This is a genomic window from Enterobacter cloacae complex sp. BZL2005 (assembly GCF_049238885.1).
Lineage (GTDB): Bacteria > Pseudomonadota > Gammaproteobacteria > Enterobacterales > Enterobacteriaceae > Enterobacter > Enterobacter roggenkampii.
Window position 1 is genome coordinate 279,141 of record NZ_JBMKGI010000004.1, and the last position, 24,199, is coordinate 303,339.

Here is a 24,199-nt window from a genome sequence, read left to right on the forward strand (position 1 = left end):
CGTATAAAATGATTAAGCCCACTATTCTAAGTGATTCGGGGAAGGTTATGAAATTTTTAGCCTGGTAATGCTTTAAGATTTGTTAAGTAATTTTCAGGAGACGGTGGGGCAGTCTCTGGTAAAATCCACGCGGCTTTTGTATGACGAATAAGTACAGGACATGAAATCAGATTCTCCGTCTTTTGAAGAACAACAGTTTACGCGCGCCCAGCATCGAATCAGTATTCGACGGCTGCTCAATCGCGATAAAACGCCGCTGGCGATCCTGCTGGCCGCTGCCGTGGTGGGAACGCTCGCCGGTCTGGTGGGCGTGGCGTTTGAAAAAGCGGTTAATGCCGTGCTCAACTGGCGAGTGGGAACCGTGGCCGGTTTCGCCGACAGCCGATGGCTGGTCTGGGTTGCGGCGTTCGGGCTGTCGGCGCTGTTTGCCATGGTGGGGTATTTCCTGGTGCGTAAATTCGCGCCGGAGGCGGGCGGGTCCGGCATCCCGGAAATTGAAGGGGCGCTGGAGGAGCTGCGTCCTGTGCGCTGGTGGCGAGTCATTCCGGTAAAATTTATCGGCGGCATGGGTACGCTGGGCGCGGGAATGGTGCTCGGCAGGGAAGGGCCCACGGTTCAGCTGGGCGGGAACGTCGGCCGCATGGTGGGCGATCTCTTTCGGATGCGCAGCGCCGAAGCGCGCCATACGCTGCTGGCTACCGGTGCGGCGGCGGGGCTATCGGCGGCCTTTAACGCGCCGCTGGCGGGCATTTTGTTTATCATCGAAGAGATGCGCGCGCAGTTTCGCTACAACCTGATCTCCATTAAAGCGGTTTTTACCGGCGTCATTATGTCGAGCATCGTGTTTCGCCTCTTTAATGGCGAAGGGGCGGTCATTGAGGTGGGTAAACTGACCAACGCGCCGGTTAACACCCTGTGGCTTTACCTGATCCTCGGCATGATTTTTGGCGTGGTGGGACCGCTGTTTAACACCTTTATCCTGCGCGCTCAGGATATGTTCCAGCGTATTCACGGTGGGAATACGACTAAATGGGTGCTGATGGGCGGCCTGCTTGGCGGAATCTGTGGCGTGCTCGGGTTTATCGAGCCAAATGCCGCGGGCGGCGGCTTCGGGCTGATCCCGATTGCGGCGGCGGGGAACTTCAGCGTGGGTCTGCTGTTGTTTATGTTTATCTCCCGCGTCATCACCACGGTATTGTGTTTTTCCTCCGGCGCGCCCGGCGGGATATTCGCCCCGATGCTGGCGCTGGGAACCTTGTTGGGCACCGCGTTTGGTATGGCGGCTCAAGCGGGCTTTCCCGCCTATCACCTTGATGCAGGGACCTTTGCGGTAGCCGGAATGGGGGCGCTGCTGGCCGCCTCCCTGCGCGCGCCGTTGACCGGGATCGTGCTGGTGCTGGAGATGACGGACAATTACCAGCTCATTTTGCCAATGATCATTACCTGTCTCGGGGCGACACTATTAGCCCAGTTCCTGGGTGGAAAACCGCTATACTCCACCATCCTCGCGCGTACCCTGGCAAAACAAGAGGCGGAGCGGGCCGCCGCGCAGAATACTTGAATGAATTACCAGGGTATTAGATAATGACGAAAAGAATTGGGTGAATTTTACCCAATAGCAGTATTCATGGGAGCATAAGATGAGTGATGACGTAGCTGTGCCGCTGGAATTTACCGAAGCAGCAGCCAACAAAGTGAAAACCCTGATTGCCGACGAAGACAATCCGGATCTGAAACTGCGTGTCTATATTACCGGTGGCGGCTGCAGCGGCTTCCAGTACGGTTTTACTTTTGACGATCAGGTTAACGATGGCGATATGACCATTGAGAAACAGGGCGTCGCGCTGGTGGTTGACCCGATGAGCCTGCAGTATCTGGTAGGTGGTTCGGTCGACTACACCGAAGGTCTGGAAGGTTCACGCTTTGTGGTGACCAACCCGAATGCAACAAGCACCTGCGGGTGTGGGTCTTCGTTCAGCATTTAAGCCTGAATGCGGATTGTAGGCCCGGTAAGCGAAGCGCCACCGGGCTTATAAACGACGCCTATCTTGAAGTTTCATCCAGCGCAAACGTCGGCAGCTTCAGGTGCCAGCGTATCGCCGCTAAACGTATCGCCAGCGTCACGATCATCCCCAGCATCGCGGCGTTTTCCAGCGGAATGGCAAAGGTGTAATAAGCGGTCGCGTGGACAATGCCGCCCGCAATACAGGCCGTTGCGTAAATTTCAGTACGCAGGATCATCGGCACCTCACGTGCCAGAATGTCGCGAATGATCCCGCCGCCCACGCCGGTTAATACGCCCATGCAGATCGCCACCATCGGACCGGTGCCCGCATTAAACGCCTTATTGACGCCAATACCGACAAACACGGCCAGACCGACGGCATCCAGTACCGGCAATATCCATTTTGGTAATCGACGGGGCTGGCGAACCAGCACAATGGTTAACAGACAGGTGACCATCGCGACCACCAGGTCGGTTGGATCTTTCACCCAAAACACCGGGCCATTGGCCAGCGCCATATCGCGGATAGTCCCGCCGCCCACGGCGGTCACCACGCCCAGCACCAGCACGCCAAACGGATCCATGCGTAGTTTTCCGGCGAGCAGGACGCCGGAGATAGCAAAAACGGCTGTGCCAAGAATATCCAGCCAATAAACGAGCATCGTTAAATCCTCGAAAAGGGTCTTATGTTAGTGACTCTCTGCCAGCGCGGCACAGAGCTGTTTTGCGGCGAGGATAATACGCGGGCTGGCGCGTTCAAACCAGTCGCTGTTGAGGGGTATTACCGGTATTTTTAGCTGCTTTTGCCAGAATTGCTCGATTTTGGGAATTTCGCTCGCATTTCCGACCACCACGATGGCCTGTGGCTGGCGCGCCAGAACCTGCTCACGGCTTACCTGAGGCCACGGTACCCGGCTGGCTGCAAAGATGTTTTCACCGCCACAGACTTCCAGTACCTGATTCTGAATCGACCCTTTACCGGTGGTGAACAGCGGCTGGCTGCCAAACTGCAGGAAGATGCGCTTTTTAACAGGGGTATCGTATCGGGATTTCAGCGCGGCATAGTCGCTGAGCATCTGTTTCGCTGCAGCCTCGGCTTTTTTGGGCGTAGGGCTATAGGGTGCCAGGGCCTGTAGCGCCTGAGCGACCTGCTCAATGCTGACGGCATCAATCCACATGACCTTGATGCCAAGGGAGGTAAGCTGGTTAACCTGCCGCTCGGCGTTGCCGCCGCGCCAGGCCAGCACGAGATCCGGTTTCAGCGCCACGATGCGCTCAAGGTTCATCCCTTGCCAGGTCGCCACCTGTTCAATGCCTGTCGCCTGAGGGGGATAATCCGAAAAGCTGCTCACGCCAACGGGCGTGATCCCGGCGGCAAACGCCAGTTCGGTATTGGCGGGAGAGAGGGTAATCACACGCGGCGCGGCAAAAAGCCACGCCGGTGCGAGCAGAAGCAGGGCGGCCAGCGCCCTGAGGGGATGTTTAGCCACGTGCCAGGTTCTGCACCAGGCGTTCCACCATCACGGTAGACTGTTTTGCCGCAACGGTCAGGAACTCGTCGAAGCTGATGTGGGACTGCTGATCTGCCACGTCAGAGATGGCGCGAACCACTACAAACGGTACGTTGAAATTATGGCAAACGTGCGCAATCGCGGTCGCTTCCATCTCAACGGCCACCGCCTGAGGGAAGTTATGACGGATTTTCGCCAGGCCAACGGAGCCGTTGATGAACGCATCACCGCTGACAATCAGACCGCGTACCGCGTTGAGGTTGAGCTCCGCAATGCAGGTCTCTGCCGCCGCAATCAGTTTGTCGTCCGCTTTAAACCCTGCCGGGCAGCCCGGAAGCTGGCCGTACTCGTAGCCGAACGCGGTGACGTCCGCATCGTGATAGCGCGCTTCGTCGGAAACAACGATGTCACCCACTTTCAGCGTCGGCGCCAGGCCGCCCGCAGAGCCGGTATTCACGATCACGTCCGGCTTGCAGCGCTCAAGCAGCAGGGTGGCACCCAGCGCCGCAGCGACTTTACCGATGCCTGATTTCAGCAGAGCCACGTCAACACCGTTTAGCTGACCGGTATAGATCTCACAACCTCCCAGAGAGAGGGTCTGACGGTTCTCAATTTTGTCACGCAGAAGCGTAACTTCTTCTTCCATTGCACCAATAATGCCGATTTTCATAGATTTACTCGCGATGTGCCTTGTTAAGATGCATAGTCTATCATGCGGTTAAGGGGAAACGCATTCTCACGCGGGGGAGCACATGTCACCAATCGATTTTCGCACCAAAATTAACTGGCACCGACGTTTCCGTTCGCCGCAGGGCGACAAGAGCGAACATGAGATTCTGCGTATCTTCGAAAGCGATCGCGGGCGGATCATTAACTCGCCCGCCATCCGCCGTCTGCAGCAAAAGACCCAGGTCTTTCCGCTGGAGCGTAACGCCGCGGTGCGCACGCGCTTAACCCACTCCATGGAGGTGCAGCAGGTCGGGCGCTACATCGCCAAAGAGATTTTAAGCCGTCTCAAAGAGCAGCGCTTACTGGAAACCTATGGTCTGGACGAGCTGACGGGGCCTTTTGAGAGCATCGTTGAGATGGCCTGCCTGATGCATGACATTGGCAACCCGCCTTTCGGTCACTTTGGAGAGGCGGCTATCAATGACTGGTTTAAGCAACGGCTTTACCCTTCGGATGCGGTAAGCCAGCCGCTGAGCGACGACCGCTGCATCGTACGCGATTTACGCCTGCGTGAAGGGGAAGAGGGGCTGAACGATCTGCGCCGCAAGGTGCGCCAGGACCTCTGTCACTTTGAGGGTAACGCGCAGGGGATCCGGCTGGTGCATTCCCTGATGCGTATGAACCTGACCTGGGCGCAGGTCGGCTGCATTCTTAAATATACGCGCCCCGCGTGGTGGATGGGGGAGACGCCCGCGTCCCACAGTTATTTAATGAAAAAACCGGGCTATTACCTTTCCGAAGAGGCTTATATTGAACGGTTACGTAAAGAACTTTCATTGACGCCAAACGGCCGTTTTCCATTGACCTGGATTATGGAAGCCGCCGATGATATTTCCTATTGCGTGGCCGATCTGGAAGACGCCGTTGAGAAAAGAATTTTCAGCGTCGAGGAGCTTTATCAGCATCTTTATACGGCCTGGGGCACCCATGAAAAAGGCTCGCTGTTTGCGCAGGTTGTCGAAAATGCCTGGGAAAAATCGCGCTCAAATACATTAAGCCGCAGTACGGAAGACCAGTTCTTTATGTATTTGCGGGTCAATACATTAAATAAGCTGGTGCCGTACGCGGCGTCACGCTTTATTGATAATTTGCCGCTGATTTTCAGCGGGGAATTCAACCACGCCCTGCTGGAAGATGACAGCAGTTTCAGCCAGCTCCTCGAGCTTTATAAACATGTGGCGATGCGGCATGTATTCAGCCATCCGGATGTCGAACAGTTAGAGCTGCAGGGATATAGAGTGATCAGTGGGTTACTGGAAATTTATGCTCCGCTGCTCCAGCTGTCGGTCGACGAATTCAGCGAGCTGGTAGAACACGAGCGCGTGCGCCGTATTCCCATTGAATCACGACTTTATCAAAAACTTTCTACCCGACACCGTCTGGCGTATGTCGAAGCGATTGGCAAGCTGGATCGCCAGTCACCGCAGTGGCCGGTGATGGAATATTATTACCGCTGCCGTCTTATCCAGGACTATATCAGCGGCATGACGGATTTGTATGCCTGGGATGAATACCGCAAGCTGATGGCGGTGGAATAATTCCGGAGTTTTGTAAAGACGGCCAATAAATTTTTACCTTTTCCATAAACTTATCGCCGGAACTAAGCGGTATAAAACGAATCTGAGTTACACAGCAATTTTGCGTTACCTGTAAATCGAGATTGAGAAACATGAAAAAAACCACATTAGCAATGAGTGCACTGGCTCTGAGTTTAGGTTTAGCGCTGTCTCCTCTGACTGCTACTGCAGCCGAGACCGCGTCGTCGGCAGCAACCGCGCAGCAGATGCCAAGCCTGGCACCGATGCTCGAAAAAGTGATGCCATCGGTGGTGAGTATTAACGTTGAGGGTAGCACGACCGTCAATACGCCGCGCATGCCGCGTAACTTCCAGCAGTTCTTCGGCGACAACTCGCCGTTCTGCCAGGACGGTTCGCCATTCCAGAGCTCTCCGTTCTGTCAGGGCGGTGGCGCAGGGGATGACAGCCAGGGCGGCGGCCAGCAGCAGAAATTCATGGCGCTTGGCTCGGGGGTAATCATTGATGCAGCGAAAGGCTATGTCGTCACCAACAACCACGTTGTCGATAACGCGAGCAGCATTAAGGTTCAGCTGAGCGATGGCCGTAAGTTTGACGCCAAAGTGGTCGGCAAAGATCCGCGCTCCGACATCGCGCTGATCCAGATTCAGGATCCGAAAAACCTGACGGCGATTAAAATTGCCGACTCCGACGCGCTGCGCGTGGGTGACTACACCGTGGCGATCGGTAACCCGTTCGGTCTGGGTGAAACCGTGACCTCGGGTATCGTCTCTGCACTGGGCCGCAGCGGCCTCAATGCCGAAAACTATGAAAACTTCATCCAGACGGATGCAGCGATCAACCGCGGTAACTCCGGCGGCGCGCTGGTGAACCTGAACGGCGAGCTGATCGGTATCAACACCGCGATCCTGGCACCGGACGGCGGCAACATCGGGATCGGCTTTGCTATCCCAAGTAACATGGTGAAAAACCTGACCGCGCAGATGGTGCAGTATGGCCAGGTGAAACGCGGTGAGCTGGGTATCCTGGGTACGGAACTGAACTCCGAACTGGCTAAGGCAATGAAAGTTGACGCCCAGCGCGGGGCATTCGTCAGCCAGGTGATGCCGAACTCCTCTGCGGCGAAAGCGGGTATTAAAGCGGGGGATGTGATCACCTCCCTGAACGGTAAACCGATCAGCAGCTTTGCTGCCCTGCGTGCGGAAGTCGGCTCTATGCCTATCGGCAGCAAAGTGACCCTTGGTCTGCTGCGCGACGGTAAGCCGGTTAACGTCAGCCTGGAGCTGCAGCAGAGCAGCCAGAATCAGGTGGACTCCAGCACCATCTTCAGCGGGATTGAAGGCGCCGAGATGAGCAACAAAGGCGCAGACAAAGGCGTGGTTGTGAATAACGTGAAGGCGAATTCACCGGCAGCCCGTATCGGCCTGAAAAAAGGCGATGTGATCATGGGCGCTAACCAGCAGCCGGTGAAAAACATCGCGGAACTGCGTAAGATCCTCGACAGCAAACCTTCCGTGCTGGCGCTCAATATCCAGCGTGGTGACACCTCTATTTACCTGCTGATGCAGTAATCCTCTGAAGCCCCTGTTCGCAGGGGCTTTTCTCGTTTCTGTGACCTTTCACACAAGTCCACACTTCTTCCTCTCTCTTTGTGCATCTGCACAATGCGGGCGTCGCTGAACTTCCCTATGCTTGAGCTCTGCTCACGGGAGGGTTCTATGGCTGGCTGGCATCTTGATACCAAAATGGCGCAGGATATTGTGGCGCGCACCATGCGCATCATTGATACCAATATCAACGTAATGGATGCCCGCGGGCGCATTATTGGCAGTGGCGATCGCGAGCGTATTGGGGAATTGCACGAAGGCGCGCTGCTGGTGCTCTCCCAGGGGCGCGTGGTCGATATCGACGATGCGGTAGCGAAACACCTGCACGGCGTCCGTCAGGGCATCAATTTACCGCTGCGCCTTGAAGGCGAGATTGTGGGGGTCATCGGCCTCACCGGCGAGCCTGAGTCACTGCGAAAATACGGTGAGCTGGTCTGCATGACGGCGGAGATGATGCTGGAGCAGTCGCGGCTGATGCACCTGCTGGCTCAGGACAGCCGCCTGCGCGAAGAGCTGGTGATGAACCTTATTCAGGCGGAAGAGCATACGCCTGCGCTGAGCGAGTGGGCGCAGCGTCTGGGGATCGATCTGAACCAGCCGCGCGTGGTGGCGGTCATTGAGGTCGACAGCGGCCAGTTGGGCGTTGACAGCGCGATGGCCGAGCTGCAGCAGCTGCAAAATGCACTGGCGACGCCGGAGCGCGACAACCTGGTGGCGATCGTCTCTCTGACGGAGATGGTGGTGCTCAAACCGGCGCTCAATGCGTTTGGCCGCTGGGATGCGGACGATCATCGCCGTCGCGTGGAGCAGTTAATTTCCCGTATGAAAGAGAATGGTCAGCTGCGTTTTCGCGTTGCGCTGGGCAACTACTTTACCGGTCCGGGCAGTATCGCCCGCTCCTGGCGTACCGCGCGAACCACCATGATGGTGGGTAAGCAGCGAATGCCGGAAAGCCGCAGCTATTTCTATCAGGACCTGATGCTGCCGGTGCTGCTCGACAGCCTGCGCGGTGGCTGGCAGGCCAATGAGCTTGCGCGGCCACTGGCGCGCCTGAAAGCCATGGACAATAACGGCCTGCTGCGCCGGACCCTGCAGGCGTGGTTCCGTCATAACGTGCAGCCGCTGGCGACGTCAAAAGCGCTGTTTATTCACCGCAATACCCTGGAGTATCGGTTAAACCGAATTTCAGAGCTGACGGGGTTAGATCTGGGAAATTTCGACGACAGGCTGCTGCTGTATGTGGCGCTGCAGTTGGATGAACAGAGATGATGCTGTTTGCCTGGGGGCGGCTTCGCCTTACCCGGCCTACATGCGTTCGTAGGCCCGGTAAGCGAAGCGCCACCGGGCAATAAAACGGCTTATTTGTTGCGGGTTAATTTCTCAAGATCCGCTTCAATCTCGCTGATCTTATTGGTAACAACGCTTTCAAGGTGACGCAGGTCGTCAAGGATCTTGCGCTTGAGATCGACTTCGGTGCGGTCGCGCTGGCAGATCTGATCGAGTTCATCGATCACATAGCGCAGGTTAGGGCTGATTTCCTGTACTTCTTTGTATCCCTGTCCTACACCGTCAGCAACAACGGTCTTACGCTGGCGTGGGTATTTAAACTTCACGCTTTTGGCGAAAAACTCTCCTTTGTCCTTGTGAAAATAGATTTTCAAAATATCGTTATTGGCTTCCTGGCGGAGGCTGTAACGATCAATTTCATCAGGATTGGTAATGCCCAGACTTTTCAGATTATCGTACATAGCGGTACCCTTGATCTCAACATAACCTTTGAATAATTAACGAAAAAATCTATTTTCGCCACCCTCAGATATAAAAAAAGCGGGGTTGCCCCCGCTTTTTGTTATACCCGATTAATCGATGGTGCGCAGCAATTCGTTGATGCCCACTTTACCGCGCGTTTTCGCATCCACTTTCTTCACGATAACCGCACAGTACAGGCTGTATTTGCCATCTTTTGACGGCAGGTTGCCGGAAACCACCACGGAGCCCGCCGGAACGCGACCGTAATGCACTTCACCGGTTTCACGGTCGTAAATACGGGTGCTCTGGCCGATGTAAACGCCCATGGAGATCACGGAACCTTCTTCCACGATCACGCCTTCCACCACTTCAGAGCGCGCGCCGATGAAGCAGTTATCTTCGATGATGGTTGGGTTAGCCTGCAGTGGCTCCAGAACACCGCCGATGCCCACGCCGCCGGACAGGTGAACGTTTTTACCGATCTGCGCACAGGAACCAACCGTTGCCCAGGTATCCACCATGGTGCCTTCATCAACGTAGGAACCGATGTTCACGTAGGATGGCATCAGCACGGTGTTGCGTGCGATGAAGGCACCCTGACGCACCGCCGCAGGCGGCACCACGCGGAAACCTTCTTTCTGGAAACGCGCTTCGTCGTAGTCAGCGAACTTCATTGGCACTTTATCGAAGTAGCGGCTTTCTGCTCCGTCGATAACCTGGTTATCGTTGATGCGGAAAGAGAGCAGCACCGCTTTCTTCAGCCATTGATGAGTGACCCACTGACCGTCGATTTTTTCTGCCACGCGCAGTGCGCCGGAATCCAGCAGGGAAATCACCTGGTTTACCGCTTCACGGGTCACGGTATCCACATTTGCCGGGGTAATCTCGGCGCGACGCTCAAAAGCGGACTCAATAACGTTCTGTAACTGCTGCATTGTTTACTCTTTCCATTTCACTAAAAAACATATCACCCTTTATCGTTTGGATTGAGGGCTGCTGTCAACCGTTGTTGCACTTCAAGCTGCAGGTCATTATTAAGGGCACGCCGGTCGGCGGTGGCGATTATAAATAAATCTTCTACTCGTTCGCCAATCGTTGTAATTCGGGCCCCATGAAGCGAAATTCCCAGATCGGCAAAAACCTGGCCGACGCGGGCGAGCAGCCCTGGCTGGTCGAGCGCGATCAGCTCCAGGAACGATTTACGATCGGTGTGGGTCGGCAGGAAATTGACCTCGGTATCCACGGTAAAGTGGCGCAATTTTGCCGGCTGGCGACGCGGCTGCGGGGGCTGCCAGCTGCGCTGGGTAATCGCCTGCTCCAGACCAAAACGTATCCCTTCATGCCTGTCCGACGACAGCGGGCTGCCGTCCGGCTCCAGCACGATAAACGTGTCCATGGCCATGCCGTCGCGGGTGGTGAAAATCTGCGCGTCATGCACGCTCAGGTTACGCCTGTCCAGCTCGGCGCAGACGGCAGCAAACAGATAAGGCCGGTCCGGGCTCCAGATGAAAATCTCCGTTCCGCCGCGCGTGGCCTGCGGGCTTAGCAGGATCATCGGCTGGGACAGATCGTGCTTGAGCAGATGCCGCGCGTGCCACGCCAGCTGGTTTGGGCTGTGGCGGACAAAATAGTTGGCGCGGCAGCGGGCCCAAATCTGATGTAGCGCCTCTTCATCAATGTTATCCATCCGCAGCAGCGCCAGCGCCTGAAGCTGGTGGTGACGCACGCGCTCGCGCATGTCCGGCGTGTTCTGCATCCCGCGACGCAGCTGTTTTTCGGTGGCGAAGTACAGCTCGCGCAGCAGGCTCTGCTTCCAGCTGTTCCACAGGGTTTCGTTGGTGGCGCAAATATCCGCCACCGTCAGGCAGACCAGATAGCGCAGGCGGTTTTCCGTCTGAACTTCTTCCGCGAACTGCTTAATGACTTCCGGGTCCTGAATGTCCCGACGCTGCGCGGTGACCGACATCAGCAGGTGATGGCGCACCAGCCAGGCCACCAGCTGCGTTTCACGTGAGTTGAGGCCGTGCAGCTCGGCAAATTTCAGCACGTCCTGCGCGCCCAGTACCGAGTGGTCACCGCCGCGGCCTTTGGCGATGTCGTGGAACAGGGCGGCAATCAGGATCAGTTCCGGATGGGTCAGGCGCGGCCACAACTCGACGCACAGCGGGTGGCGGGAGCGCGTCTCTTCTTTGGCAAAGCTCTCCAGCTTGAGCATCACGCGGATGGTGTGTTCATCCACCGTGTAGGCGTGGAACAGGTCGAACTGCATTTGGCCGACAATGTGCGACCACTGCGGCATATAGGCCCACAGCACGCTGTGGCGGTGCATCGGCAGCAGCCCGCGGCTGACGGCGCCCGGGTGGCGGAGCATGCTCAGGAACAGCGAGCGCGCTTCCGGGATGTAACACAAAGGCTGCGTCAGATGGCGGCGCGCGTGGCGCAGATGGCGCAGGGTGGTGGAGTAGATCCCGGTGATGGTGCTGTTGCGCACCATGGTGTAGAACATCCGCAGGATCGCTTCCGGCTCGCGGATAAACAGCGTTTCGTCGCGCAGATCGATAAGTGTGCCGCGCAGCTGGAATTCATCGTCAATCGGGCGAGGCTTTTCGTCGGCAGTCAGGGCCAGAATGGCCTCGTCGAACAGCTGCAACAGCATCTGGTTCAGCTCGGTCACCCGGCGGGTGACGCGGAAGAAATCCTTCATCATCTGCTCAACCGGCTCGTTGCCTTCGCCCTGATAGTTCAGCCGCTGCGCTACGCTGAGCTGACGGTCAAACAGCAGGCGGTTATCGTAGCGGGTGACCTCCAGATGCAGGGCAAAGCGGATGCGCCACAGCAGGTGCAGACACTCGTTGAGCTCGTTACGCTCGGCCTCGGTCAGGAAGCCAAAGCCGACCATCTCGTCCATCGAGGTGGCGCCAAAGTGACGACGGGCGACCCACTGTAACGTGTGGATGTCGCGCAGGCCGCCGGGGCTGCTTTTAATGTCCGGCTCAAGATTATAGCTGGTGCCGTGGTAGCGCTGGTGGCGCTGGTTTTGCTCCTCGACCTTCGCGGCGAAGAACTTTTCTGACGGCCAGAAGCCGTCGCTGAAGATGTGTTTTTGCAGCTCCAGGAACAGCGCGACGTCGCCAATCAGCAGACGGGTTTCAATCAGGTTGGTGGCAACGGTCAGGTCCGATAGCCCTTCCAGCAGACACTCTTCCAGGGTGCGAACGCTGTGGCCGACTTCCAGCTTCACGTCCCAGAGCAGGGTCAGAAGCTCGCCGATTTTTTGCGCCTGTTCGTCCGGCAGCTTTTTGCGGCTTAGGATCAGGAGATCGATATCGGAAAGCGGATGCAGCTCACCGCGGCCATAGCCCCCGACGGCAACCAGCGCGACGTCGCTAACCTGCCCGAAACCGTAGTCGATCCACAGACGCTGCAGGAGCTGGTCGATAAACTCGGTGCGCGCCTCAATGAGCTGCTCGGCAGATACGCCTGCATCGAACGCGCTACCCAGCCAGCGATGGAAAACATCCATATGGGCTTTAATATGCGCGCAGGTCAGCTCGTGCGGCGGCCAGACGCCCGGGTTATCGGGCTGGTCGGGGAGGGTGGGAAGGGCTGTGTTAGCATACTGTTCGGGTAAAAGATTACTCATCGTGCGCCACCCATAAGAAAAAGCTATCGCCATTAAAAAAGCCGGCATTTGCCGGCTTCTTATCACTCAATGTTCGTCAGTATCGCCGGGATGGTGTCATCCTTGCGCAACGTCATAATTTCGCAGCCGTTGTCTGTTACCACAATAGTATGCTCGTACTGGGCAGACAAGCTTCTGTCTTTGGTTTTCACGGTCCAGCCGTCTTTCATGGTGCGGATGCGGTAGTCACCGGCGTTGACCATCGGTTCAATGGTGAAGGTCATGCCCTTTTGCAGCACAACGCCGCCGTCGTCTGCATCGTAGTGCAGAACCTGCGGCTCTTCATGGAAGACGCGGCCAATACCGTGACCGCAGTATTCGCGCACCACGGAGAACCCTTCCGCTTCCACAAATTTCTGAATTGCGGCGCCGATAGTACGCAGGCGAATACCCGGCTTCACCATTTTCAGCGCCAGGTAGAGGCTGTCCTGGGTGACTTTGCACAGGCGCTCGCCCAGGATGGTCGGCTTGCCAACGATGAACATTTTTGAGGTGTCACCGTGGTACTCGTCTTTAATGACGGTCACGTCGATGTTGACGATATCGCCGTCTTTCAGCAGTTTTTCATCGTCAGGAATGCCGTGGCACACCACTTCATTAATAGAGATGCAGACGGATTTTGGGAAACCGTGGTAGCCGAGGCAGGCGGAAACCGCGTGCTGCTCGTTCACGATATAGTCGTTACAGATGCGGTCCAGTTCACCCGTGCTGACGCCCGGCTTCACGAACGGCTCGATCATTTCCAGCACTTCCGCGGCCAGACGACCGGCGACGCGCATCTTTTCAATTTCTTCAGGTGTCTTAATAGAGATAGCCATGTAATCTGTCCATCGGTGTCGATTTTTTCGACAATACTAGTCTAAGTGTCGTCAATGGTATCAGTCAGGCACGCTCCGTGCCAAATTGAGAATCATTAACAGCACACTCCGCCAACAACTGTTGGTTTCTGGTCGTGTTTTGTGGTATAAAGCGCGCCGGACTTCCGATCCATCTCAGATACACAGGCTGGACGGAAGCGACAAATCTCACTTTGTGTAACAACACACACGTATCGGCACATATTCCGGGGTGCCCTTCGGGGTCGGTAATATGGGATACGTGGAGGCATAACCCCAACTTTCAATATAGAGGTTTTAAACATGGCAACTGTTTCCATGCGCGACATGCTCAAGGCTGGTGTTCACTTTGGTCACCAGACCCGTTACTGGAACCCGAAAATGAAGCCTTTCATCTTCGGCGCACGTAACAAAGTTCACATCATCAACCTTGAGAAAACTGTACCAATGTTCAACGAAGCCCTGGCTGAGCTGAACAAGATCTCTTCCCGTAAAGGTAAGATTCTGTTCGTTGGTACTAAGCGCGCTGCAAGCGAAGCTGTGAAAGATGCTGCTAACAGCTGCGACCAGTTCTTCGTGAACCATCGCTGGTTGGGCGGCATGCTGACCAACTGGAAAACTGTTCGTCAGTCCATCAAGCGCCTGAAAGATCTGGAAACCCAGTCTCAGGACGGTACTTTCGACAAGCTGACTAAGAAAGAAGCGCTGATGCGCACTCGTGAACTGGACAAGCTGGAAAACAGCCTGGGCGGTATCAAAGATATGGGCGGCCTGCCAGACGCGCTGTTCGTAATCGATGCAGACCACGAGCACATCGCTATCAAAGAAGCTAACAACCTGGGTATCCCGGTATTCGCTATCGTTGATACCAACTCCGATCCGGACGGTGTTGACTTCGTTATCCCGGGTAACGACGACGCAATCCGTGCTGTTAGCCTGTACCTGAGCGCTGTAGCTGCTACCGTTCGTGAAGGCCGTTCCCAGGATCTGGCTTCTCAGGCGGAAGAAAGCTTCGTAGAAGCTGAATAATAAGGTTTTACCCCTTATTAGTACCGTGTATGAATAGGGGCCCATTACCGGCCCCTTTTTTCAATTTACACTGTTTGGCCCCCGGCCGGGCAGTTCACATCTCCCGAGGATTTAAGAATGGCTGAAATTACCGCATCCCTGGTAAAAGAGCTGCGCGAGCGTACTGGCGCAGGCATGATGGATTGCAAAAAAGCGCTGACTGAAGCGAACGGCGACATCGAGCTGGCAATCGAAAACATGCGTAAATCCGGTGCGATCAAAGCAGCTAAAAAAGCAGGCAACGTTGCTGCTGACGGCGTGATCATCACTAAGATCGACGGCAACTACGGCATCATTCTGGAAGTTAACTGCCAGACTGACTTCGTTGCTAAAGATGGTGGTTTCCAGGCATTTGCTAACAAAGTTCTGGACGCAGCGGTTGCTGGCAAAATCACTGACGTTGAAGTTCTGAAAGCACAGTTCGAAGAAGAGCGTGTTGCGCTGGTTGCTAAAATCGGTGAGAACATCAACATCCGTCGCGTTGCTTCTCTGGAAGGCGACGTTCTGGGCTCTTACCAGCACGGTGCTCGTATCGGTGTTCTGGTTGCGGCTAAAGGCGCTGATGAAGAGCTGGTTAAACAGCTGGCAATGCACATCGCTGCAAGCAAGCCAGAATTCGTTAAGCCAGAAGACGTGTCTGCTGAAGTGGTAGAGAAAGAGTACCAGGTTCAGCTGGACATCGCGATGCAGTCTGGTAAACCAAAAGAAATCGCAGAGAAAATGGTTGAAGGCCGCATGAAGAAATTCACCGGCGAAGTTTCTCTGACTGGCCAGCCATTCGTAATGGACCCAAGCAAATCTGTTGCTCAGCTGCTGAAAGAGCACAACGCTGACGTAACTGGCTTCATCCGCTTCGAAGTGGGCGAAGGCATCGAGAAAGTTGAGACTGACTTCGCAGCAGAAGTTGCTGCAATGTCCAAGCAGTCTTAATGATTGAAAAGGAGCCGCCTGAGGGCGGCTTCTTTTTGTCACCCGTCACATGAAATCAGACAGGCTCCAGTATCGCTGTACTGATTTGCGGCATATCATGTCGCCAGAATTAACCCCCATCTTAATCGTTGACAGTCTCAGGAAAGAAACATGGCTACCAATGCAAAACCCGTGTACAAACGCATTCTGCTTAAGCTGAGTGGCGAAGCGCTGCAGGGATCGGAAGGCTTCGGTATTGACGCAAGCATCCTTGATCGCATGGCACAGGAAATCAAAGAACTGGTCGAACTGGGCATCCAGGTTGGCGTGGTCATTGGCGGTGGCAACCTTTTCCGTGGTGCTGGTCTGGCGAAAGCGGGGATGAACCGCGTTGTGGGCGACCACATGGGTATGCTGGCAACCGTGATGAATGGCCTGGCGATGCGTGATGCGCTCCATCGCGCCTATGTGAACGCCCGCCTGATGTCCGCGATCCCCCTGAATGGCGTATGCGATAATTACAGCTGGGCAGAAGCTATCAGCCTGCTGCGCAACAACCGCGTGGTGATCCTCTCCGCCGGTACGGGTAACCCGTTCTTTACGACCGATTCCGCTGCCTGCCTGCGCGGTATCGAGATCGAAGCTGATGTGGTACTGAAAGCGACCAAAGTCGATGGCGTGTTTACTGCCGACCCGGCAAAAGATCCTTCTGCCACCATGTACGATCAGCTGAGCTACAGCGAAGTGCTGGATAAAGAGCTGAAAGTGATGGATCTTGCCGCCTTCACGCTGGCTCGCGACCACAAATTGCCAATTCGTGTCTTCAACATGAACAAACCTGGCGCACTGCGTCGCGTGGTCATGGGCGAAAAAGAAGGCACTTTGATTACGGAATAATTTCCGTTGACGATAAATACAGGTAAGATTCCGCTTTATTTTGTAGTGGTATCTTACCCGGGCGCGCCTTTGGCGTTGTCATGAATTAAACGCGACTATACTTAGCACACCTGTAGCGCTGTGCTGGCGGATAGTCTGCCTGAGACAAGTTTTCAAGGATTCGTAACGTGATTAACGACATCAGAAAAGATGCTGAAGTACGCATGGAAAAATGCGTAGAAGCGTTCAAAACCCAAATCAGCAAAATCCGTACTGGCCGTGCTTCCCCAAGCCTGCTGGATGGCATCATCGTCGAGTACTACGGTACGCCAACCCCTCTGCGTCAGCTGGCGAGCGTGACGGTAGAAGATACCCGTACGCTGAAAATCAACGTATTCGATCGTTCTATGGGCCCGGCGGTTGAGAAAGCGATCATGGCGTCTGACCTCGGTCTGAACCCAAGCTCTGCGGGTGCTGACATCCGCGTTCCACTGCCACCGCTGACCGAAGAGCGTCGTAAAGACCTGATCAAAGTGGTACGTGGCGAAGCTGAGCAGGGTCGTGTATCCGTGCGTAACGTCCGTCGCGACGCGAATGATAAAGTCAAAGCGCTGCTGAAAGAAAAAGAGATCAGTGAAGATGACGATCGTCGTTCTCAGGACGACATTCAGAAAATGACTGACGCTGCCATCAAGAAAATTGATGCGGCGCTGGCAGATAAAGAAGCGGAACTGATGCAGTTCTGATTTCTGTCGTACACTGATAAACGCCGTTCAGAGGGACTTTGGGTCTTGCTGGCGGCGTTTTGCTTTTATCTGGTCTAACTTTTCGGGCATCTCATGAAGCATTTAACACTCCTTGGCTCAACCGGCTCTATTGGTTGCAGCACTCTCGACGTTGTTCGCCATAATCCTGAACTTTACACCGTGACAGCGCTGGTGGCCGGTAAGAATGTGCAGCGAATGGTTGAGCAGTGCCTGGAGTTTACGCCCCGCTATGCGGTGATGGATGACGAAGAGAGCGCGCGCCTGCTGAAAGCACAGCTGCTTGAGAAGGGCAGTCGAACCGAGGTGCTGAGTGGCCAACAGGCGGCCTGCGAGATGGCGGCGCTGGATGAGGTGGATCAGGTGATGGCGGCCATTGTCGGGGCGGCAGGATTATTGCCGACGCTTGCCGCGATTGATGCCGGTAAGGACGTTCTGCTGGCCAATAAAGAGTCGCTGGTCACCTGCGGACGCCTGTTCATGGAGGCGGTGAAGCAGCGCGGGGCGCGTCTTTTGCCCGTCGACAGCGAGCACAACGCGATTTTTCAGAGTTTACCGCAACCTTTTCAACAGAATCTGGGGTACGCTGACCTGGAGCAGAATGGCGTCGTGTCGATTCTGCTTACCGGGTCTGGTGGCCCGTTCCGTGAAACGCCACTGTCTGAACTGCGTGCGATGACGCCGGATCAGGCGTGCCGTCATCCGAACTGGTCGATGGGGCGTAAAATCTCCGTTGACTCTGCCACCATGATGAACAAAGGTCTGGAATACATTGAAGCGCGCTGGCTGTTTAATGCGTCAGCGAAACAGATGGAAGTACTGATTCACCCGCAATCGGTGATTCATTCGATGGTGCGTTATCAGGATGGCAGCGTGCTGGCGCAGCTGGGCGAGCCGGACATGCGTACGCCGATTGCCCATTCCATGGCGTGGCCGAATCGAGTGAAGTCCGGCGTGAAGCCGCTTGATTTCTGCAAGCTAAGTTCCCTGACGTTCAGTGAACCAGACTATGACCGTTACCCTTGTCTGAAGCTTGCAATGACGGCCTTTGACCAGGGGCAGGCGGCGACAACGGCACTGAACGCAGCCAATGAAATTACCGTTGAAGCATTTCTGAATCAGCAAATTCGTTTTACCGATATTGCGGCGTTAAATTTATCGGTACTGGAGATGATGGATTTGCGCGAACCACAGAGCGTGGAAGAGGTGCTGACGGTGGATGCAGCTGCGCGTAATATTGCGCGCCAACAGGTGACACGTCTCGCAAGCTGGTGATAAAGCAACCACTAGTCGTCGTGCTATTTGTTAGCGTTGGGCTTCAGTGATATAGTCTGCGCCACCTGATCGCAGGTATTTGACTTTACGTGGTCAGGTGAGCCGTGGTTTGACACGGCTTTTTTATGTATCGGCTTCAGTATTCCTGAGTACCGTTAAATCCTTTTCAGGGACAAAAAACGCGTTATGTTGTCTGCGAATCAACCAATAAGCGAAAACTTGCCAGCTCATGGCTGCCGTCATGTAGCAATCATTATGGATGGCAATGGCCGCTGGGCGAAAAGACAAGGGAAGATACGAGCCTTTGGGCATAAAGCTGGGGCGAAATCCGTTCGCCGCGCCGTTTCTTTTGCCGCCAATAACGGCATTGATGCGTTAACGCTCTATGCTTTTAGCAGTGAAAACTGGAATCGACCGCTGCAGGAAGTGACTGCGTTGATGGAATTGTTTGTGTGGGCGCTAGACAGCGAAGTAAAAAGCCTGCACCGCCACAACGTCCGCCTGCGTATCATTGGCGATACCAGTCGTTTTAACTCACGTTTGCAGGAACGGATTCGTAAAGCAGAGGCGCTGACTGAAAATAATACCGGTCTGACGCTGAATATTGCGGCGAATTACGGCGGACGCTGGGATATTATCCAGGGCGTTCGGCATCTCGCCGAACAGGTTCAGGAAGGGCTGTTGAGACCCGACCAAATTGATGAAGAAGCGCTGAGCAAGCAAATCTGCATGAATGAACTGGCACCTGTGGATTTAGTAATTAGGACAGGGGGAGAACATCGCATAAGTAACTTTTTGATATGGCAAATTGCCTATGCCGAACTTTACTTTACAGATGTTCTTTGGCCCGATTTTGATGAACAAGACTTTGAAGGTGCGCTGCATGCCTTTGCCAATCGAGAGCGTCGTTTCGGCGGCACCGAGCCTGGTGGCGACAACGCCTGATGGGGGTAGCTTTTGCTGAAGTATCGCCTGATTTCCGCTTTTGTATTAATACCCATTGTCATTGCGGCGCTGTTTTTACTGCCCCCGGTGGGATTCGCTATTGTTACGCTGGTGGTGTGCATGCTCGCCGCGTGGGAATGGGGACAGTTTAGCGGCTTTACCTCGCGTACGCAGCGAGTATGGCTTGCGGTACTTTGTGGCTTTATCCTGGCCGTAATGCTGTTCACGTTGCCTGAATATCATCATGATATTCATCAGCCTCTGGTGGCTGGTTCCTTGTGGATATCGTTGGCCTGGTGGGTTGCCGCGCTGTTGTTGGTGCTGTTTTATCCCGGCTCCGCGGCGTTGTGGCGTCATTCAAAAGTGCTGCGACTGATTTTTGGTTTGCTCACCATTATTCCTTTTTTCTGGGGTATGGTTGCGCTGCGCGCTTGGCACTACGACGAAAACCACTACAGCGGTGCGATCTGGCTGCTTTATGTGATGATTCTCGTCTGGGGGGCTGACTCCGGGGCCTATATGTTTGGTAAACTGTTTGGCAAACATAAGCTGGCACCGAAGGTTTCTCCGGGCAAAACCTGGCAAGGATTTATCGGCGGTTTGTTTACGGCCGCGATCATCTCCTGGGGCTACGGCGTCTGGGCGAATCTTGAAGTGGCACCATCAATACTGCTGGTGTGCTCGATTTTTGCTGCGCTTGCCTCCGTGCTCGGTGATTTAACCGAAAGTATGTTCAAGCGTGAAGCAGGGATTAAGGACAGTGGACACCTGATTCCAGGGCATGGCGGTATACTGGATCGCATTGATAGCCTGACAGCGGCTGTTCCAGTGTTTGCGTGTTTGCTTTTACTGGTATTCGGGACGATTTAACGGAAGGTTTTATGCTGAGCATTCTCTGGAATCTGGCGGCGTTCATAGTTGCACTGGGTGTACTGATTACCGTGCATGAATTTGGCCATTTCTGGGTTGCTCGCCGCTGTGGCGTGCGCGTAGAGCGGTTTTCCATCGGTTTTGGTAAATCACTCTGGACGCGCACCGACCGCCACGGTACGCAATTTGTCATCGCCCTTATCCCGCTGGGCGGCTACGTCAAAATGCTCGACGAACGCGTCGAGCCTGTCGCGCCTGAACTGCGACACAGCGCATTCAACAATAAAACCGTTGGACAACGCGCCGCCATCATCGCTGCCGGACCGGTAGCCAACTTCATCTTTGCGATTTTCGCTTACTGGCTGGTGTTTATCATCGGCGTCCCTGGCGTGCGTCCGGTAGTAGGTGACATTGCCCCCAACTCCATCGCGGCGAGTGCGCAAATTACATCCGGGATGGAACTTAAAGCGATTGATGGCATCGAAACCCCTGATTGGGATGCCGTGCGACTGCAGCTGGTTGCTAAAATTGGCGATCCGCAGACCACCATCAGCGTATCGCCATTTGGGTCAGACGCCCGTCAGGACAAAGTGCTCGATTTACGTCAATGGCGTTTCGAGCCAGACAAAGAGGATCCCGTCGCTGCGCTGGGCATTCGTCCGCGCGGCGCGCAGATCGAGCCGGTATTAGCCGAAGTACAGGCAAACTCGGCGGCGAGCAAAGCGGGTTTGCAAGCAGGCGACAGGATCGTTAAAGTCGATGGTCAACCATTAACAGAGTGGATGACCTTTGTTACTCTGGTGCGCGATAATCCGGGTACGTCTCTCGCGCTGGAAGTTGAAAGGCAAGGCAGTCCGCTTTCGCTGACGCTGATCCCGGATACGAAGTCGGTCGGCAAGAAGGCAGAAGGGTTTGCAGGCGTTGTGCCAAAAGTGATCCCGCTGCCAGATGAGTACAAGACAATACGCCAGTATGGGCCGTTCAGCGCCATCCTTGAAGCCACGGATAAAACATGGCAACTGATGAAGCTGACGGTCAACATGTTGGGGAAATTGATAACCGGTGATGTGAAACTGAACAACCTCAGTGGGCCAATTTCGATTGCCCAGGGGGCTGGGATGTCAGCGGAATTCGGGGTGATTTACTATCTCATGTTCCTCGCGCTCATTAGCGTGAACCTTGGGATAATCAACCTGTTCCCGCTTCCCGTTTTAGACGGGGGTCATCTGCTGTTTTTAGCGATTGAAAAGCTAAAAGGCGGGCCGGTATCCGAGCGAGTTCAAGACTTTAGTTATCGCATTGGCTCGATTTTGCTGGTGCTGTTAATGGGGCTTGCACTTTTCAATGATTTCTCTCGGTTGTAAGAGAGTTAGTTAGGAAGAACGCATAATAACGATGGCGATGAAAAAGTTGCTCATAGCGTCGCTGCTGTTTAGCAGCGCCACCGTATACGGTGCTGACGGGTTCGTAGTGAAAGACATTCATTTCGAAGGCCTTCAGCGTGTCGCCGTTGGTGCGGCCCTCCTCAGTATGCCTGTGCGCCCCGGCGATACGGTTAATGATGATGATATCAGTAATACCATCCGTGCTCTGTTTGCCACCGGCAACTTCGAGGATGTCCGCGTCCTGCGTGATGGTGATACCCTGCTGGTACAGGTAAAAGAACGTCCAACGATCGCCAGTATCACTTTCTCCGGTAACAAGTCGGTGAAAGATGACATGCTCAAGCAAAACCTTGAAGCATCCGGTGTTCGTGTGGGTGAGTCTCTGGACCGCACAACCCTTTCAGACATTGAAAAAGGTCTGGAAGACTTCTACTACAGCGTCGGTAAATACAGCGCCAGCGTGAAAGCGGTTGTGACTCCGCTGCCGCGTAACCGTGTTGACCTGAAGCTGGTCTTCCAGGAAGGTGTCTCTGCGAAGATTCAGCAGATCAACATTGTGGGTAACCACGCGTTCAGCACTGACGAACTGATCTCCACCTTCCAGCTTCGCGATGAAGTGCCATGGTGGAACGTGGTGGGCGATCGCAAATACCAGAAACAGAAACTGGCGGGCGACCTTGAAACCCTGCGCAGCTACTATCTGGATCGTGGTTACGCGCGTTTCAACATCGACTCGACGCAGGTGAGCCTGACGCCGGACAAGAAAGGCATCTACATTACGATCAACATCACGGAAGGCGATCAGTACAAGCTTTCGGGTGTTGAGGTGAGCGGTAACCTGGCGGGGCATTCTGCTGAAATCGAATCGCTGACCAAAATTCAGCCAGGCGATCTCTATAGCGGATCCAAAGTCACCAAAATGGAAGACAGCATTAAGAAGCTGCTCGGCCGCTATGGTTATGCCTATCCGCGCGTACAGACTCAGCCGGAAATCAATGACGCGGATAAAACCGTTAAGCTGCACGTGAATGTTGACGCGGGTAACCGTTTCTACGTGCGTAAGATCCGCTTCGTCGGTAACGACACCTCCAAAGACTCCGTTCTGCGTCGCGAAATGCGTCAGATGGAAGGCGCATGGTTAGGTAGCGATCTCGTTGATCAGGGTAAAGAGCGTCTGAACCGTCTGGGCTATTTTGAAACGGTTGATACTGATACCCAGCGCGTACCGGGCAGCCCGGATCAGGTTGATGTCGTTTATAAAGTGAAAGAGCGTAACACCGGTAGCTTTAACTTTGGTGTGGGCTACGGTACTGAAAGCGGCGTCAGCTTCCAGGTTGGCGTGCAGCAGGATAACTGGCTGGGTACGGGTTACTCTGTCGGAATTAACGGTACCAAAAACGACTATCAGACCTACTCTGAGTTCTCTGTAACGAACCCATACTTCACCGTTGACGGTGTGAGCCTGGGCGGTCGTATCTTCTATAACGACTTTAAAGCCGACGATGCGGATCTGTCCTCTTACACCAACAAGAGTTACGGTGTGGACGGAACGCTTGGCTTCCCGATTAACGAATACAACACCCTGCGAGCGGGCTTAGGTTACGTGCATAACGACCTGTCCAATATGCAACCGCAGGTGGCCATGTGGCGTTACCTGGACTCTATTGGCCAGTCGGCGAGCAAAAACAGCGATAACAACGGTTTCGCTGCAGATGACTTCACCTTCAACTACGGCTGGACCTATAACCGTCTCGACCGTGGTTACTTCCCAACGGAAGGTTCTCGCGTCAACCTGAACGGTAAAGTTACCGTCCCGGGTTCCGATAACGAGTTCTATAAGGTGACGCTCGATACTGCGTCCTACTTCCCGATCGATGACGATCACAAGTGGGTGGTTCTGGGTCGTACCCGTTGGGGTTATGGTGATGGTTTAGGCGGCAAAGAGATGCCGTTCTATGAAAACTTCTATGCCGGTGGTTCCAGTACCGTTCGTGGCTTCCAGTCCAACAACATTGGTCCGAAAGCGGTTTACTACGGCGGGAACGACAAAGATAACTGCGATAAGTCTTCCTCATCAGAAGTCTGTAGTTCTGATGACGCAGTCGGCGGTAACGCTATGGCCGTGGCGAGCCTGGAGTTCATCACGCCAACGCCGTTTATTAGTGATAAATATGCGAACTCCGTCCGTACATCCTTCTTCTGGGATGCGGGTACGGTGTGGGATACCAACTGGGAGAACACTGCCCAGATGCGTGCAGCTGGCGTTCCTGACTACAGCGATCCGAGCAATATTCGCATGTCTGCCGGTATCGCATTACAATGGATGTCACCGCTGGGGCCGTTGGTCTTCTCTTACGCCCAGCCGTTTAAGAAATATGATGGAGACAAAGCGGAGCAATTCCAGTTTAACATTGGTAAAACCTGGTAATAATCCGCTGCAAAGGAATGCGTTG

The 24,199-nt window shown here is 54.7% G+C and carries 21 protein-coding genes; 14 read left to right on the forward strand and 7 right to left on the reverse strand.

Annotation, left to right across the window (positions count from 1 at the left end; translation table 11 throughout):
- Positions 1–160 precede the first annotated feature (160 nt).
- On the forward strand, positions 161–1,561 hold the full coding sequence (clcA, locus tag ACOTXI_RS10830; RefSeq protein ID WP_008501924.1) for a H(+)/Cl(-) exchange transporter ClcA: 1,401 nt from the start codon (positions 161–163) through the stop codon (positions 1,559–1,561).
- A gap of 79 nt (positions 1,562–1,640) precedes the next feature.
- Positions 1,641–1,985: an iron-sulfur cluster insertion protein ErpA gene (gene erpA / locus ACOTXI_RS10835; protein WP_008501923.1), complete on the forward strand. Its 345-nt coding sequence runs from the start codon at positions 1,641–1,643 to the stop codon at positions 1,983–1,985.
- A 58-nt stretch (positions 1,986–2,043) separates the two neighbouring features.
- Here erpA and ACOTXI_RS10840 read toward each other — a convergent pair whose 3' ends face one another.
- Genes ACOTXI_RS10840 through mtnN form a run of 3 tightly spaced genes read right to left on the reverse strand, consistent with a single transcriptional unit; the run spans position 2,044 to position 4,186 of the window.
- The gene (locus ACOTXI_RS10840; protein WP_008501922.1) at positions 2,044–2,667 is read right to left on the reverse strand and encodes a TRIC cation channel family protein; all 624 of its coding nucleotides are present in this window, start codon (positions 2,665–2,667) and stop codon (positions 2,044–2,046) included.
- A 27-nt stretch (positions 2,668–2,694) separates the two neighbouring features.
- The gene (btuF, locus tag ACOTXI_RS10845; protein WP_039265702.1) at positions 2,695–3,495 is read right to left on the reverse strand and encodes a vitamin B12 ABC transporter substrate-binding protein BtuF; all 801 of its coding nucleotides are present in this window, start codon (positions 3,493–3,495) and stop codon (positions 2,695–2,697) included.
- Positions 3,488–4,186: a 5'-methylthioadenosine/S-adenosylhomocysteine nucleosidase gene (mtnN, locus tag ACOTXI_RS10850; protein WP_008501920.1), complete on the reverse strand. Its 699-nt coding sequence runs from the start codon at positions 4,184–4,186 to the stop codon at positions 3,488–3,490. The genes btuF and mtnN overlap by 8 nt, the downstream gene beginning before the upstream one ends.
- 82 nt (positions 4,187–4,268) lie before the next feature.
- Between mtnN and dgt the strand changes: the two genes are divergently transcribed.
- The 3 genes from dgt to cdaR all read left to right on the forward strand — a co-directional run bounded on the left by dgt (position 4,269) and on the right by cdaR (position 8,656).
- Positions 4,269–5,783 (forward strand): dGTPase, encoded by a 1,515-nt coding sequence (dgt, locus tag ACOTXI_RS10855; RefSeq protein ID WP_008501919.1) that lies wholly within the window; start codon positions 4,269–4,271, stop codon positions 5,781–5,783.
- A 131-nt stretch (positions 5,784–5,914) separates the two neighbouring features.
- Complete coding sequence (degP, locus tag ACOTXI_RS10860; RefSeq protein ID WP_058654195.1) at positions 5,915–7,351, forward strand: serine endoprotease DegP; 1,437 nt, start codon at positions 5,915–5,917, stop codon at positions 7,349–7,351.
- 147 nt (positions 7,352–7,498) lie between these two features.
- Entirely contained in the window at positions 7,499–8,656 is a 1,158-nt protein-coding gene (cdaR, locus tag ACOTXI_RS10865; RefSeq protein WP_008501917.1) for a DNA-binding transcriptional regulator CdaR, read from the forward strand.
- A gap of 89 nt (positions 8,657–8,745) precedes the next feature.
- Here the strand turns inward: cdaR and ACOTXI_RS10870 are convergent, their stop codons facing one another.
- From ACOTXI_RS10870 to map, 4 genes are all read right to left on the reverse strand, one after another.
- On the reverse strand, positions 8,746–9,135 hold the full coding sequence (locus ACOTXI_RS10870; protein WP_008501916.1) for a DUF3461 family protein: 390 nt from the start codon (positions 9,133–9,135) through the stop codon (positions 8,746–8,748).
- Positions 9,136–9,246: 111 nt separating this feature from the next.
- Complete coding sequence (dapD, locus tag ACOTXI_RS10875) at positions 9,247–10,071, reverse strand: 2,3,4,5-tetrahydropyridine-2,6-dicarboxylate N-succinyltransferase (RefSeq protein WP_058654194.1); 825 nt, start codon at positions 10,069–10,071, stop codon at positions 9,247–9,249.
- A 32-nt stretch (positions 10,072–10,103) separates the two neighbouring features.
- Complete coding sequence (gene glnD, locus ACOTXI_RS10880) at positions 10,104–12,779, reverse strand: bifunctional uridylyltransferase/uridylyl-removing protein GlnD (protein WP_008501914.1); 2,676 nt, start codon at positions 12,777–12,779, stop codon at positions 10,104–10,106.
- 62 nt (positions 12,780–12,841) lie between these two features.
- Positions 12,842–13,636, reverse strand: coding sequence for a type I methionyl aminopeptidase (map, locus tag ACOTXI_RS10885; protein WP_008501913.1), 795 nt, complete (start codon positions 13,634–13,636; stop codon positions 12,842–12,844).
- A 321-nt stretch (positions 13,637–13,957) separates the two neighbouring features.
- On the opposite strand from map, the gene rpsB reads away from it, so the two are divergent.
- From rpsB to bamA, 9 genes are all read left to right on the forward strand, one after another.
- The gene (rpsB, locus tag ACOTXI_RS10890) at positions 13,958–14,683 is read left to right on the forward strand and encodes a 30S ribosomal protein S2 (protein ID WP_003856207.1); all 726 of its coding nucleotides are present in this window, start codon (positions 13,958–13,960) and stop codon (positions 14,681–14,683) included.
- A 117-nt stretch (positions 14,684–14,800) separates the two neighbouring features.
- Complete coding sequence (tsf, locus tag ACOTXI_RS10895) at positions 14,801–15,652, forward strand: translation elongation factor Ts (RefSeq protein ID WP_008501911.1); 852 nt, start codon at positions 14,801–14,803, stop codon at positions 15,650–15,652.
- 150 nt (positions 15,653–15,802) lie between these two features.
- Positions 15,803–16,528: a UMP kinase gene (gene pyrH, locus ACOTXI_RS10900; protein WP_008501910.1), complete on the forward strand. Its 726-nt coding sequence runs from the start codon at positions 15,803–15,805 to the stop codon at positions 16,526–16,528.
- 167 nt (positions 16,529–16,695) lie between these two features.
- The gene (gene frr / locus ACOTXI_RS10905) at positions 16,696–17,253 is read left to right on the forward strand and encodes a ribosome recycling factor (protein WP_008501909.1); all 558 of its coding nucleotides are present in this window, start codon (positions 16,696–16,698) and stop codon (positions 17,251–17,253) included.
- Between the two features lie 93 nt (positions 17,254–17,346).
- A complete protein-coding gene (gene ispC / locus ACOTXI_RS10910; RefSeq protein WP_008501908.1) occupies positions 17,347–18,546 on the forward strand; it encodes a 1-deoxy-D-xylulose-5-phosphate reductoisomerase in 1,200 nt (399 codons plus the stop codon).
- A 186-nt stretch (positions 18,547–18,732) separates the two neighbouring features.
- Positions 18,733–19,491, forward strand: coding sequence for a (2E,6E)-farnesyl-diphosphate-specific ditrans,polycis-undecaprenyl-diphosphate synthase (gene ispU, locus ACOTXI_RS10915; RefSeq protein ID WP_021240487.1), 759 nt, complete (start codon positions 18,733–18,735; stop codon positions 19,489–19,491).
- Between the two features lie 12 nt (positions 19,492–19,503).
- Positions 19,504–20,361, forward strand: coding sequence for a phosphatidate cytidylyltransferase (gene cdsA / locus ACOTXI_RS10920; protein WP_008501906.1), 858 nt, complete (start codon positions 19,504–19,506; stop codon positions 20,359–20,361).
- 11 nt (positions 20,362–20,372) lie between these two features.
- On the forward strand, positions 20,373–21,725 hold the full coding sequence (gene rseP, locus ACOTXI_RS10925) for a sigma E protease regulator RseP (protein ID WP_008501905.1): 1,353 nt from the start codon (positions 20,373–20,375) through the stop codon (positions 21,723–21,725).
- A gap of 31 nt (positions 21,726–21,756) precedes the next feature.
- The gene (bamA, locus tag ACOTXI_RS10930) at positions 21,757–24,174 is read left to right on the forward strand and encodes an outer membrane protein assembly factor BamA (protein ID WP_008501904.1); all 2,418 of its coding nucleotides are present in this window, start codon (positions 21,757–21,759) and stop codon (positions 24,172–24,174) included.
- The last annotated feature ends 25 nt before the right edge of the window (positions 24,175–24,199 follow it).